Below are 14,217 nucleotides of genomic sequence, written 5' to 3'. Positions count from 1 at the left end.
AATCATTTCCAGATGCAGATTGTGAGTTAAATATACTACAAAGAGGATAATAAAACAACTATTTAAGAAACTTTCATGGAATACACATTTCTGGACTTCTTGACTTTGATCGGGTCGGTCGGTTTGTTCCTATATGGAATGAAGGTCATGAGCGAAGGGTTACAGAAGGTAGCAGGAGACAGACTGCGTAATATCCTTGCCGTGATGACGAAAAATCGGTTTTCAGGAATGTTGACCGGAATATTGATAACAGCATTGATTCAAAGCTCGTCGGCTTCGACGGTAATGGTCGTCAGCTTTGTGAATGCCGGGTTAATGACGTTGGGGCAATCGATGGCAGTCATTATGGGGGCGAATGTCGGTACGACAGCCACGGCGTGGCTTATCTCTCTTTTTGGATTCAAGGTCGATATCACAATTTTTGCTTTGCCGTTGATAGGTTTGGGAGTTCCTTTGTTATTTTCGAATAAAAGTTCTCGTAAATCGTGGGGCGAGTTTATAATCGGATTCTCATTCTTGTTCATGGGGCTTAGTTATATAAACAACTCGGTTCCCGATTTGAGAAGTAATCCCGAGGTGTTTGAGTTTTTGTCTTCTTACACGCAGCATGGGTTCATTTCTATTTTGGGATTTTGTGCTGTGGGGGCGATTCTCACGATGATTGTGCAGTCATCGAGTGCATCGATGGCGATATTTTTAATCATGTGTAGCAAAGGTTGGATTTCATTCGACATAGCTGCCGCTTTGATTTTGGGTAGTAATATCGGTACGACGATAACTCCTCTGTTGGCTTCTATCGGTGCGAATGTGTCGGCGAAAAGGGCAGCGATGGGTCATTTGCTGTTCAATATGCTCGGTTCCATGTGGGCGCTTGTTTTGTATTATCCTTTCATTCGTTTTATCATGTGGATTTGTACTTCGTTGGGGGTAGGGAACCCGAATGACTTGATGTCGTTTATTTCCACTTGGGAGCAATCCGATCCTGCATTGGTTGCCGCGCTGAATAGCGGACAGAATTTGGATTCTGCCGATTTCGAACAGCAAAAAGCTCATTTTGCAGCCATGCAGTTTTCTGTATCGTTCGGGTTATCGATGTTCCATACGGTATTCAATGTAATCAATGTAACCATTATGATTTGGTTTACAGGTTTATATGAGAGGATAGTTACCCGCTTGGTGAGGGTAAAAGATAAGAACGAAGAGGAGTTCCAATTGAAATTTATTTCGCGGGGTATGTTGTCGGCTTCGGAATTAAACCTACCGCAAGCCCATCAGGAGATTGCCGTGTATGCCGAGCGGGTACAACGTATGTTTGGTATGGTAGCCGATTTATTACACGAAAAGGAAGGAAGCGAAGCCTATTTGAAATTATACAATCGTATCGAGAAATACGAGCAGATTTGCGACCGTATGGAATTGGAAATTGCCGGATTCTTGAACTTGGTTGTCGGCGGTCGGTTGAGCTATGAAGGAAAAATGATGGTAAACAGTATGCTTACCATCGTGACCGAGATTGAGAGTATAGGAGATTGTTGTTATAACCTCGCTCGTACTTTGCAACGGAAGCAAGACTCTCATATCGATTTTAACGACGAGATTGTAAGTAATATCGATGCGATGTTTAAACTCGATTCCGAAGCGTTGTCCAATATGGTGGCGCTCCTGTCGAGTAACGAACCGCTTATGAGCGAGATAATGATTTCTTATAATAAAGAGTGTGAGATTAATAATTATAGGAATCAACTGCGCGGGGCTAATGTCGAAAACATCAATAATAAACATTACGAATACCAATCGGGAATATACTATATGGATATGATTTCGGAGTGTGAACGGTTGGGCGATTACGTTATCAATGTGGTCGATGCCATCAAACAGCAGCAGGTAAAACACGCTTGAAATGAGGCGATACGATAAAAGCCGTCCCGAATTTTCGGGACGGCTTTTATCGTTGGTAAGGGAGATTATCGTCGTAATAATGCGATAAGCTCTGCCACACCCTCCGAGGCTCCCTTTTGGATAACCCGAACGGAACGATCGACAGGAACTTTTACCTCTTTGGGATCGATGAGGTATATCGGTACTTGCGGCCGTACATAACGGAGCAATCCTGCGGCGGGATAAACGTTCAGCGATGTTCCGATGACGACGAATATATCGGCTTCTTCGGTGATTTCGATAGCCGGCTCTATCATGGGTACGGCTTCGCCGAACCATACGATGTGAGGTCTCAGCCGGTCTCCGTATCGGTCGGTTTCGTCGGCTTTTATTTCATAATGGTCGGGAGACAATTCATAGATGCAATTTTCATTTTTTGTCGAGCGTACTTTGGTGAGTTCTCCGTGCAGATGAATTACGTGAGTACTCCCGGCGCGTTCGTGTAGATTGTCTACATTTTGGGTGATGACTGTTACATCGTAATCCTTTTCGAGAGCCGCCAATCCGAAGTGTCCTTTATTGGGTTCGACGGTGAGGAGCTCTTTGCGCCTTTTGTTATAAAACTCTTGTACCAAAGCCGGATTTCTTTCCCAGCCTTCCGGGGTTGCGACATCTTCTACGGGGTAACGGTCCCATAACCCTCCACTGTCTCGGAATGTAGAAAGCCCGCTTTCTACACTCATTCCTGCGCCTGTCAATACAACCAGTCTCTTTTTCATATCTTTTGTTTCAACAAGATGGATTTCGTCTTAAATAATTAAGATAAAGTTAGGGTAAAACTTCGGCGGCTGCAAATGTTTTTTAATAAAATGTGTTGAGATTTTGGAATGGGTGACACTATTCCATCGGGAATTATGTTTTTTTTTAAGGAGAATTTATTGAATTAAGTATAAAAGCCCTATCTTCGCTTCGCAAATATTGTTATTATGTTTGCTTAAATACAATAAAAATAGAAAATGGACAAATTAAGTTATGCGTTAGGTCTCAGCATGGGGCACAATTTTTTAGGCTCGGGTATCAAATCGTTGAACGTCGAGGATTTTGCCAAAGGTGTAGAGGCTGTATATAAACAGGAAAAACCGGAAATCAGTTTCGATGAGGCGAAAAAAATCATCAACGAGTTTTTTTCCAATTTGCAAGATGAAATCGCCGAGACGAATAAACAGGCCGGGAAAGAATTTTTGGCAGAGAATGCCAAGCGTTCCGGTGTGGTGGTACTTCCCAGCGGTTTGCAATATGAAGTGCTTGCCGAGGGAAAAGGTCGTAAGCCGAAAGCTACCGATAAAGTTCAATGTCATTATCATGGAACTTTGATTGACGGGCAAGTGTTCGACAGTTCGATACAGCGGGGTACTCCGGCAGTGTTCGGGGTCAACCAAGTGATACCCGGTTGGGTGGAAGCCTTGCAGTTAATGCCCGAGGGTTCTCGTTGGAAATTATATATACCTTCTGATTTGGCGTATGGAGAGCAAGGAGCCGGTGGAAGTATTCCGGCGAACGCTACTCTTATTTTTGAAGTGGAACTAATAAAAATATTATAATTATTTACCCTATAAACAATGAAAAAGACTATTTTATTTTGTGTGGCACTCGCCGGTTTGACGGCAATGTCTTCTTGCGGAAACAAGGCCGCTACTAAGTTGGAAAATGCGGCAGATAGCGCAAGCTATGCTCTGGGTGTTTCTAATGGCGCCCGTTTTGGAGAAGCCCTGAAATCGGGTATGTACGAACAGCTTAAAAATATCGATCCCAATGATTTTATGAAAGGTTTGGCCGCTGCCTTGAAAACCGATTCTACACAGCGTTCATATGAAATGGGATTGAGTCAGGGCCTTTATATTAAGGAGATGTTGAATAATATCAAACAAGGAACCGGTGTGGAGATCGATATCCCGACATTCGTTCAGGCTTATAAACAAGCTATGGACGGCGATACGACTTTGTTGATTTCGGCTATGCAATCCAATTCGGTTCTCGATGCTATTTTCAGAGCAGCTGCCGAAGCTAAGGAAAAAGAAGAACTCGCTCGTTTGGCCGAGACTCCCGAAGCCAAAGAAAATTTGGCGAAAGGCGAGGCTTTCCTTGCTGAAAAAGCCAAAGAAGAAGGTGTGGTAAAAACTGAATCGGGACTTCTTTATAAGGTCGTTAAAGAAGGAAAAGGCGATAAAGTACAATCCAATCAACGTGCGAAAGTATCTTACAAAGGAACTTTGATCGACGGAACCCAATTCGATTCCAATGCAAGCGCTACTTTCTCTCCTACGCAAGTCGTTAAAGGCTTTGGAGAAGGTTTGCAGTTGATGCAAAAAGGCGGTAAATATATCTTGTATATTCCTGCCGAACTGGGTTACGGAGTTCGTGGCGGAGGCGATAAAATCCCGACCAATTCGACTCTTGTATTTGAAGTAGAGGTTTTGGATATTGTCAAATAGATAGATTTTCTATAAATATTTTGAAGTGCCGCTCTTGTTTGAGTGGCACTTTTTTGTGAAAAAATGTCAGATAAAATGCTAATAATAGATTAAGAATAAACTTTTGTTTGTCTTTTTGTCAAAAAATAGATAAAATATAGCTGTTTATTAAAAAAGAAATGATATTTTTGTCGCAAAATGATTTATATATTAAAATTTTATGGAAAAGATTGATAACCTTGATCGTCAGATTCTCGAAATTATAATGCGCAATGCCCGCATTCCGTCGAAAGATGTGGCTGCCGAATGCGGTGTTTCCCGCGCTGCTATTCATCAACGTATTCAGCGTATGATCGACATGCATGTTATTACCGGATCGGGATACCATGTAAATCCTAAATCTTTGGGTTTCAGGACGTGTACTTATATCGGGGTGAAATTGGAGAAAGGTTCGATGTATCGCGATGTCGTTCCCGAGCTCGAAAAGATTCCCGAAGTAGTAGAATGCCATTTTACGACGGGGCCTTACACAATGCTTTGCAAATTATACGCTCGCGATAACGAGCATTTGATGGAGTTGCTTAATGACAAAATACAGAATATCCACGGAGTGGTTTCGACGGAAACTCTTATTTCGTTGGAACAAAGCATGAACCGCGAAATTCCGGTCATGAAGAAGTGATTATTTTTCGTAGAGTGAAATAGGGAGAGTCTGTCTTGGGGCAGACTCTTCTCGTTTTAAATCACCGGGTAATAACCGAATTTTTATTTTGTAGTTTTTTATCGGTTCTCCAAAGTAATAACAGAGTGATGGCGGTAGCGATTGTATCGGAAACCGGCATGGCTATCCATATACCGTTCAAGGCATATATTCGGGGAAAAATAAGTAGTAACGGAATCAGGAATATGACTTGTCGGGTCAAGCTGAGGAAAATGGACTTAGAAGCCATACCTAAGGATTGGAACAGGTTGGTGGTGACGATTTGGAATCCGACAATCGGGAATACACCCATAACGATGCGCATCCCGTGTATGGCTACATCGATGAGGTTCGTATCGGTGGTGAAGGCCCGTATAATGTAATACGGGAAAAAGGTTGAACCTATCCACCCGGCCGTACCGCAAATGGTCGCTACGATGCCGGTTAAAACGAATGCTTTTTTCGTTCTGGCGTAATTGCCCGCACCGTAATTGTACCCTACGATGGGTTGCATGCCTTGACACAACCCGATAATGAGCATAACGACCAATGTGGCGTAACTGTTGAAAATACCGAATGCACCTATCGCCTCGTCTCCCCCATACCGATAGAGCGATGTGTTGATGATCGCATTGATAACGCTGCTGGCTACATTGACCAAAAACGGAGCTAACCCGATGGAAACGATGTTGAACAGGATTCCCCATTCGAGTTTGAAGTATCGACGATGGAATCGCAACTGGCTTTTAGGGTTGAAGAAATGTATCATGACAAATGCTGCCGAAATGGCCATAGCTATATCTGTCGCTATGGCTGCGCCTTTTATTCCCCAATCTAGCCAGAAAATGAAAATCGGTGCGAGGATAAGATTGGAGAAAGCACCTATGAGCATGGTGTACATGGCTTTCCCCGGATACCCCGAAGCTCGCATCATATTGTTGAAACTATAACAAAGATTGGTGCAGAGCATACCCGGCATGATGTAGATGAGAAACTCTCTGGCATATGGAATGGTGCGGTCGCTGCCGCCGAAACTGCGCAGTATATCGTCCATGTAAACCGAGAAGAAGGTAAGGTAACAAACGGCAAACGAGAGCGAAAGTACAAGACTGTTTGCCAAAATTTTTTCGGCTTTGACTTTGTCGTTCTGTCCCAAAACGATTGAAATGCGAGCCGATGCTCCCAGCCCTACCAACATACCGATAGCCCCTGCCAACGACATGATAGGAAAGGTCAGAGCTAAGCCCGAAATGGCATCGGCTCCTACGCCCTGACCGATAAAAATGCGGTCGATGACATTATACAGAGACATAACCATTGTACCGACAATCGCCGGAACAGAGTACTTCCAAAGCAGTTTCCCTACCGGAAGTGAAGTCTGTTCTCTGTGAATATCGTTTTGGTTTTCCATGTTTGGAGTAGTCGGCACTTAGGAAGGATCGCTCCAATCGCCGTGGGCTTTGATGAGAGCTATCAGTTTTTCGATAGCCATCTCTTCGGGTATGTTCTTTTCGATACACTCTTTACCTTTGTACAAACTCACTTTGTCGCGCCCGGCTCCTACGTATCCGTAGTCGGCATCGGCCATCTCTCCCGGCCCGTTTACAATGCATCCCATGATACCGATTTTTAGTCCGGTAAGGTGTGAGGTCGCCGCTTTGACACGGGCGATTGTAGTTTGTAAATCGAACATGGTTCTGCCGCAACTCGGACAAGAAATATATTCTGTTTTACTGAATCGCTTGCGTGCGGCCTGTAAAATCGTGAACATATAGTCTGTGAGTCGCTGAGACGAGATATTTCCATTATTGCGAAGGAATATGCCATCGATGAGGTTATCGAGCAGGAACGGCCCGAAATCGGCCCCTGCTTTCACTTGCAGGTCTTCGCTCTCTTTTTCTTCGTATTCGGCCATGAACACGACCGGGAGTTTGCAGTTTGCCGCGGTAAGCCGTGCCAATGCCGCCCGCAGGTCTCCTACCGGGTTGGTATGCCGCGCGGAGAGAATAAGAACTATTCCCGATTCCTGCGACAGCTCGCCGATAAGTTCTTCCGACAGGTCGGCTGTATCGGCTTGTAGGAAGCGGACAGTCGCCGGAGTCGATTTCAATGCAGATAATTCGTGCATTTGAAATAACGGATAGGTGTCGTTTTCCCCGTGGTAGTGTGCAAAATCTACGATAGAACGGATATCGCCGCCGACTGCTCGGTCGTGTGTGTAGTAGAAATCGGCGCGTGTCCCTGTTTGTGGCTCTCCTTCGACGATAACTACGGGCTGTTGGTTGCCGCCGATACAATTGCAACTCTCCCTCTCTCGGGCTGCCATTTGTTCCAGCGGTATGTCGGGGGCTGTTATCGGTTTGTGGCCGGTTCTTGCCGTAATATAATTCACCAGCTTGCAAGCTACCGGGATTTCGGCTTCGGGAGCCTCGCTTAACGACACTCTTATAGTATCGCCTATCCCGTCGGCCAGCAGTGTTCCTATGCCTACCGCCGATTTTATTCTTCCGTCCTCACCGTCTCCGGCCTCGGTGACTCCCAAATGAAGCGGATAATTCATACCTTCCGATTCCATCGTTTCGATAAGTAGCCGAACGGTTCGTACCATGACTACCGTATTTGATGCCTTGATGGAGATTACCACGTTGTCGAAATTTTCCGAGCGGCAGATTCTCAAAAACTCCATACACGATTCCACCATACCTTCGGGGGTATCTCCATAACGGCTCATGATACGGTCCGACAGAGAACCGTGATTCACTCCTAAACGTATTGCCGTGTGTTGTTCTTTGCAAATATTCAGAAATGGAATGAACCTCTCTTTGAGCTTTTGCAACTCGGCGGTATATTCTTCGTCTGTATAGGACAGTTGTTTGAAAGTGCGGGCACTATCGACGAAATTACCCGGATTTATACGCACTTTATCTACGGTGTAGGCGGCGGCATCGGCAGCTTTCGGGTTGAAGTGGATATCGGCGACCAAAGGTGTCGTATAGCCTCTGGCAATTAACTCTCTTTTGATTTCGCCTAAATTTTCCGCTTCCCTCACTCCTTGTGCCGTGAGCCTCACATAGTCGGCTCCCGCTTGAATGATGCGTATGCATTGGTCCACGCTGGCCGCAGTATCCAGTGTGGAGGTATTGGTCATCGATTGTATGCGTACGGGATATTCACCTCCGAGAGGTGTGTTTCCTATCTGTACGATACTGCTTTTCCTGCGGTGGTAATTATAGTAGTCCATGACAAGGGAAACTATGGAATCAATTGGTCTTGAATTTATATTTTATCGATGCGAGTTCTTGGTTGGCATCAACGATTTTTTTCGTAAGTCCGGTTTTGTATTTTTCTACTTTCGAAGCGACGGTTTCGTCACCGAGCGCCAATATCTGAGTGGCGAGAATCGCTGCGTTGAGGGCTGCGTTGATTCCTACCGTAGCGACGGGGATTCCGGGAGGCATTTGCACGATGGCGAGCAAGGCATCGAGTCCTTCCATACCCGATTTGATGGGAACTCCTATCACGGGCAGTGTAGTCATCGAAGCGATAACACCGGGCAGATGTGCGGCCATACCTGCGGCGGCAATGATAACTTTTATTCCTCTGGAACGAGCGTTTTTAGCGAATTCCTCAACTTCCGCAGGGGTACGATGTGCCGATAAGGCCAACATTTCGAACGGGATTTCGCACTCGTCGAGCAGCTTGGCGGCTTTTTCCATGATAGGAAGGTCGGACGTGCTGCCCATAATTATACTTACGATTGGTTTCATAATAAATATATGTCTGTGATTGGTTTTATATGAATAGGAAAAATAAAAATCCGCAGCACATGGCTCCTAACGCAAATCCCGCACCTACTTGGCCGATCGTGTGTCGATTCAGTAAAATACGAGAAGAGCCGACGAGTCCTGCAAGCAAAATGATGGCTATTTGCAAGGGGAATATATAGGGCGTGAGCATTAATCTATAAATGCTCATTAGGAATACCAATACAACCATCGCTCCGGCCGCTACCATGTGTGCGCTTATTTTCCAATATCGGTTGATAAATAAAGAAATGATAAGCGAGACGATTGCACCCGCTATGAAAGAGAGTATCCAATTCGGTATCCCGAAACGGTATAAGTAGAGATAACATGCGATATAACAAACGAAGTTGATGATATACGGGACGGTACGCTCGGTACGGTTGTGAAGTCTGAAATCGCTGATATGACCTGTTTTGTAGAGGATAAATATGCCTAAGGACGGAAGTATGCAAGTGGTGAGCAATACGCCTATGACGATGATTCCTAACAGTCTGTCACCGAAGACTCTCATATAGGACGTATAAAGTGCGATGGCGATTCCGTAAGTCGGCATCAATAACGGGTGGAATATAGTCGATAGAATCGTGGCTAATAGTTTCATGTGTCGTTCGGTTTGATTCATTCAAATTTCTTTTCGCAATCGGGCTACCGGTATCGATAGCTGTTCCCTGTATTTGGCGATCGTACGCCGGGCTATCGGATAGCCCTTTTGTTGCAGCAGCTCGCACAGCTTGTCGTCCGAGAGGGGCTTATGTTTGTCTTCGTGGTCTACCAGTTCTTCCAACAATCTTTTGATTTCCCGGGTAGAGACTTCTTCTCCGGCCTCGTTTTGCATAGATTCGGAAAAGAAATATTTTAACGGATAAATGCCGAAATTTGTTTGCACGTATTTGCTGTTGCTGGCTCGGGAGATGGTAGAAATGTCATATCCCGCACGTTCGGCGACATCTTTCAGAATCATGGGTTTCAAGTTGCGTTCGTCGCCGGTGAGGAAAAAATCTTTTTGTAAATCTACGATGACTTTAATTGTGCTCAGCAGTGTTTCCTGCCGTTGTTTTACGGCATTGACAAACCATTGCGCCGCATCGAGTTTTTGTTTGACGAATAACAGGGCATCCCGTTTTTCCCGAGTCTGGTTTTGTTTGTTCGAGGAATAATCGTCGAACATATCCTGATAATCCCGGCTTACGTGTAGTTCGGGTATATTCCCGTTATTTAGCCCGATGGTTAACTCCCCATCTTGCGCTTCGACAAAAAAGTCGGGAATAATGTGATGTTCCGAGCTGCCCGAATAGCTGTTGTTCCATGCGCTTCCGGGCTTGGGATTAAGTAGCGTGATTTCTCGTATGGCTTGTTTCAGTTCTTCTTCGCAAACATTACATTGACGCATGATTTTGTCGTAATGCTTTTTAGAGAATTCTTCGAACATTTTGTCGATAATCTTGTAAGCCAATAAGTTGGCAGGAGTCCCTTCGTGGCGCTCTAATTGGAGTAGCAGGCATTCCCGTAAATTCGAAGCTCCGACACCGGCCGGTTCGAACTCCTGAATCATTTGTAAAATATCTTCTACTTGGCTCGCCGGAACGTCTAAACCTACTTGAAAAATAAGATCGTCCGAAATAGCTTGTATCGGTCTCTGTAAATAACCGTTGTCATCTATATTCCCAATAATGTATTGAGCAATTTGATAGGAGGTTTCGTCGAGAGAAAGCTCTCCCAACTGGCTTTCGAGGTAATCGTGAAATGAAGAGGCCGATACGAATGGAATGTCTTCTTTTTTGTCATCTTTCGAGTAGTTGTCGGCTTCGAGTCGGTAGTCCGGTATATCTTCTTCGTTGCGATAATCACCCAATGTAAGTTCCTCTGCCGATTCTCCCGGATTTCCGTCTTCATCGGCGTTGGCATCGAATTCGTTTATGCTGTCCGGGATTTCTTCCCGTCCTTCTTCTAAGGCGGGATTATCGACCAGTTCTTGTTGTACGCGTTCTTCAAATTCGATTTCGGTAAGTTCGAGGAGTCGAATCAACTGTATCTGCTGGGGCGATAGTTTCTGTTGCAATTTTTGTTGCAACTGCTGTTTCAGTGCTGCCATAAGCTGTGAGTGATTTGCAAACGAAGATAGCTATTTTTGCTCTAAATAAGTAAAAAAATGAGAATTTTTAGAAGCTGTTTTTATTTTTTCAGCCTGTATTCGAGAGCTGTTTTTCAAGGGTATTTTACAAATAAAAGAAATATGAATAAGTTGGAGCTACATTCTTTCGAAATGGTTGCTGCCGGTGTTTTTGAAACTATATGGTGAGACTCTCTGCTGCTTTCGGTTCAGTAAAACCTCGTGGGGTAGACATGAATTTTAGCGATGAAATTTTTGTAGATAACCACATTCCAGACTTTTCAGTAAAAGGTTGATTCTTGCTTAATTAAAACCTCCTCCCCTGTGTTTGGTTGTCAAACAAAATATAGGGGAGGTGGCACGAAGTGACGGAGGGGTTGAAAACAACATCACATTAGGCTGTTTGTATCGGATATTTAATCCTCTCGCCTTACGAGCGTTCTCCCTATCTCATCTGCGATGAGCTGAGGGTGGGGAACTAAGATGTCACTGCGAATATTCTTTTCACTCCTACTCGCAAATACAAGAGAGAATTTAAAAGACAATCTTCACTAATTTCCTCCTGAGCCTTGCTTTCCATAGTATTAAGGGGGATTCAACGCTTCTTCGCTATATCTTTTGCGAAACATGAGGGGGAAGAGCTTGTTCTTATTGCGAATAAAAAAAGCCGTGTATGGGAAATACACGGCTTTTATGCGGCAAATAAGTGATTCTTATTGGTTGTTGTCGTTACGAGAATGACGGTCGCTGCGGGGAGCTCTTTCGGGGCGGGGCAACAGCGCCTTCATAGACAAGCGGTATTTCCCGGTTTTTTTGTCTATTTCGATGAGTTTTACCGTTACTTCGTCTCCTTCATGGATGCCCGATGTCTCCATCGATTCGAGGCGATCCCAGCTGATTTCCGAGATGTGGAGTAATCCGTCTTTTCCCGGAAGAATTTCTACGAAAGCGCCGAAGGGTAAAATCGATTTAACGACTCCGGTATAAGTTTCTCCCTCTTCGGGTTGAGCCGTGATGGATTTGATACGACGTATGGCATCTTTGATAGAATCGAGGTTAGCGGCAGATATTTCTATGTGTCCCTCGTTGTTGATTTCATCGATAGTAACCACAGCTCCGCTGGCTTCCTGTATGCTTTGGATAATTTTTCCGCCCGGGCCTATTACGGCTCCGATCATGTCTTTCGGGATAATCATCGTTTCGATACGAGGCGCATGCGGTTTCAAGTCGGCGCGAGGTTCGGCGATAGTGTCGGTGATAATATTAAGAATGTGCAGACGACCTTCGCGGGCTTGGTTCAATGCTTTTTCCAAAACTTCGTAAGAAAGTCCGTCGCACTTGATATCCATTTGGGTCGCTGTGATACCGTCGCGAGTTCCGGTCACTTTGAAGTCCATATCCCCGAGGTGGTCTTCGTCACCGAGAATATCCGAGAGAATGGCATATTTCACATTGTCTTTATCGGTAATCAATCCCATAGCTATGCCCGATACCGGTTTCTTGATTTTCACACCGGCATCCATAAGAGCCAATGTCCCGGCACAAACCGTTGCCATCGAGGAGGAACCGTTTGATTCGAGAATATCCGAAACTACACGTACCACGTAAGGATAATCGGCAGGAATCATGCGTTTAAGCGCACGGTTCGCCAAGTTTCCGTGTCCTATTTCACGACGACCTACGCCACGTTGAGCTTTGGCTTCGCCAGTGGAGAAGGGGGGGAAGTTATAGTGCAACAAGAAACGGTCGCGACCTTGATTCAACACGTCGTCAAGAATTTTCTCGTCGAGTTTGGTTCCGAGAGTTACAGTCGATAAAGATTGCGTTTCACCGCGAGTGAAGACTGCCGATCCATGAGGTCCGGGTATATAATCGACTTCGCACCAGATAGGACGAATTTGTGTGGTAGTACGTCCGTCCAAACGAATACCCTCATCGAGAATACAACGGCGAACAGCTTCTTTTTCTACATCGTGGTAGTAGCGTTTTACAAGAGCTCCTTTTTCGGCGGCATCTTCTTCGCTCATGCCGGCTAAGTATTCGTCGACAATCGCGTCGAAAGCGTTTTGGCGGGCATGCTTGTCGGCATTTCCCGAACGTGCGATAGCGTATGCTTTGTCGTAGCATTTTGCCCAAACGTCTTTTCTCAACTCTTCATCGTTGGTCTCGTGGCAATATTCTCTTTTCACGGTAGAGCCTACGGCTTCTGCCAATTCTTTTTGTACAAGGCAATGAACCTTGATAGCTTCGTGGGCGGCTTTCAATGCTTCGAGCAAATCGGCCTCCGAAACTTCGTCCATTTCGCCTTCTACCATCATAATATTTTCATAAGTGGCTCCCACCATTAAGTCCATATCGGCTTTCTCCAATTCGGCGAAAGTGGGATTTATTTTGAATTTACCATCGATACGGGCAACTCGTACTTCCGAGATAGGGCCATTGAAAGGAATGTCCGAAACGGCCAAAGCTGCCGAAGCGGCAAGACCGGCCAAAGCGTCGGGCATATCTACGCCGTCGCTCGAAAATAACATGATGTTCACGAATGTGTCGGCATGATAATTTTCGGGGAACAAAGGGCGCAATACACGATCCACTAAACGGGAAGTAAGTATTTCGTAATCCGAAGCACGGCCTTCTCTTTTGGTGAAACCTCCGGGGAAACGGCCGAAAGCAGAGAAACGTTCTTTATATTCTACTTGCAGAGGCATGAAATCCACGCCTTCACCGGCTTCTTGGGCCGAACATACGGTAGCCAGCAGCATGGTGTTGCCCATGCGAACCTCGACGGCTCCATCGGCTTGCTTGGCTAGCTTGCCGGTTTCGATGGTGATGGTCCTTCCATCACCCAAATCGATGGTCTTCTTAATAACTTGTTTAATCATAAAATCGATTTTTCTTTATTTTTTCCTTCTCAAAATCGTGCAAAGATAATGAAAGTTTGAAAGTAAAACTATGATTATGAAATAAAAATGCGAAAATAGAATACGTAGAGAGGAGTCTGAGTCGGTTTAATTTCGTTTTTTTATACTTTCTCCTGACATTTTGCTTGCGCGAGCTTCTCGATTATGTGACCGTTTACGGCGAATGCGGGAGTAACCTGTACCTCGGTATATGTCGAGTAAACTTGTTTCTACTTTCGATTTGCACTATTTTTGCCATTGATAGTGAAAATCAATGTAATTGAAATGTGTTTTGCTTCTGTCTTCATTTGCATTATCTTTGCATAGTGCGAAATAGGTTATGCCCCGGTAT

11 protein-coding genes are annotated in these 14,217 nt (G+C 44.9%); 4 read left to right on the top strand and 7 right to left on the bottom strand.

Features of this window, described 5'->3' with window-relative positions; genetic code table 11:
• The first annotated feature begins 75 nt into the window (after positions 1–75).
• The gene (locus NBH06_RS09240) at positions 76–1,899 is read left to right on the top strand and encodes a Na/Pi cotransporter family protein (protein WP_250793997.1); all 1,824 of its coding nucleotides are present in this window, start codon (positions 76–78) and stop codon (positions 1,897–1,899) included.
• Between the two features lie 65 nt (positions 1,900–1,964).
• Here the strand turns inward: NBH06_RS09240 and NBH06_RS09235 are convergent, their stop codons facing one another.
• Positions 1,965–2,657, bottom strand: a complete 693-nt coding sequence (locus tag NBH06_RS09235; protein WP_250793995.1) for an SIR2 family NAD-dependent protein deacylase — start codon at positions 2,655–2,657, stop codon at positions 1,965–1,967.
• A gap of 237 nt (positions 2,658–2,894) precedes the next feature.
• Here NBH06_RS09235 and bamJ point away from each other — a divergent pair, with 237 nt between their 5' ends.
• The 3 genes from bamJ to NBH06_RS09220 all read left to right on the top strand — a co-directional run bounded on the left by bamJ (position 2,895) and on the right by NBH06_RS09220 (position 5,031).
• Positions 2,895–3,479 (top strand): BamJ family beta-barrel-assembly machinery protein, encoded by a 585-nt coding sequence (gene bamJ, locus NBH06_RS09230; RefSeq protein WP_195330670.1) that lies wholly within the window; start codon positions 2,895–2,897, stop codon positions 3,477–3,479.
• Positions 3,480–3,497: 18 nt separating this feature from the next.
• Positions 3,498–4,370 (top strand): FKBP-type peptidyl-prolyl cis-trans isomerase N-terminal domain-containing protein, encoded by an 873-nt coding sequence (locus NBH06_RS09225; RefSeq protein WP_250793993.1) that lies wholly within the window; start codon positions 3,498–3,500, stop codon positions 4,368–4,370.
• 199 nt (positions 4,371–4,569) lie between these two features.
• A complete protein-coding gene (locus tag NBH06_RS09220; RefSeq protein ID WP_008863066.1) occupies positions 4,570–5,031 on the top strand; it encodes an Lrp/AsnC family transcriptional regulator in 462 nt (153 codons plus the stop codon).
• 61 nt (positions 5,032–5,092) lie between these two features.
• On the opposite strand, the gene NBH06_RS09215 is transcribed toward NBH06_RS09220, so the two are convergent.
• The 6 genes from NBH06_RS09215 to pnp all read right to left on the bottom strand — a co-directional run bounded on the left by NBH06_RS09215 (position 5,093) and on the right by pnp (position 13,847).
• Complete coding sequence (locus NBH06_RS09215; protein ID WP_250793991.1) at positions 5,093–6,460, bottom strand: MATE family efflux transporter; 1,368 nt, start codon at positions 6,458–6,460, stop codon at positions 5,093–5,095.
• 18 nt (positions 6,461–6,478) lie between these two features.
• Positions 6,479–8,290 (bottom strand): 4-hydroxy-3-methylbut-2-en-1-yl diphosphate synthase, encoded by a 1,812-nt coding sequence (locus tag NBH06_RS09210; protein WP_250793989.1) that lies wholly within the window; start codon positions 8,288–8,290, stop codon positions 6,479–6,481.
• Positions 8,291–8,309: 19 nt separating this feature from the next.
• Positions 8,310–8,816: a 5-(carboxyamino)imidazole ribonucleotide mutase gene (purE, locus tag NBH06_RS09205; protein ID WP_155012899.1), complete on the bottom strand. Its 507-nt coding sequence runs from the start codon at positions 8,814–8,816 to the stop codon at positions 8,310–8,312.
• Positions 8,817–8,841: 25 nt separating this feature from the next.
• Complete coding sequence (locus tag NBH06_RS09200) at positions 8,842–9,456, bottom strand: phosphatase PAP2 family protein (RefSeq protein WP_046413699.1); 615 nt, start codon at positions 9,454–9,456, stop codon at positions 8,842–8,844.
• Positions 9,457–9,477: 21 nt separating this feature from the next.
• Positions 9,478–10,947, bottom strand: coding sequence for an RNA polymerase factor sigma-54 (gene rpoN / locus NBH06_RS09195; protein ID WP_155012900.1), 1,470 nt, complete (start codon positions 10,945–10,947; stop codon positions 9,478–9,480).
• A 731-nt stretch (positions 10,948–11,678) separates the two neighbouring features.
• A complete protein-coding gene (gene pnp / locus NBH06_RS09190) occupies positions 11,679–13,847 on the bottom strand; it encodes a polyribonucleotide nucleotidyltransferase (RefSeq protein WP_021891690.1) in 2,169 nt (722 codons plus the stop codon).
• Positions 13,848–14,217 lie beyond the last annotated feature (370 nt).

The sequence above is a fragment of the Barnesiella sp. B2-R-119 genome, from assembly GCF_023656675.1.
GTDB classification, from domain to species: domain Bacteria; phylum Bacteroidota; class Bacteroidia; order Bacteroidales; family Barnesiellaceae; genus Barnesiella; species Barnesiella intestinihominis.
The sequence above is the reverse complement of the archived record's forward strand: the minus strand, read 5'-3'. Positions and strand labels throughout refer to the sequence as shown.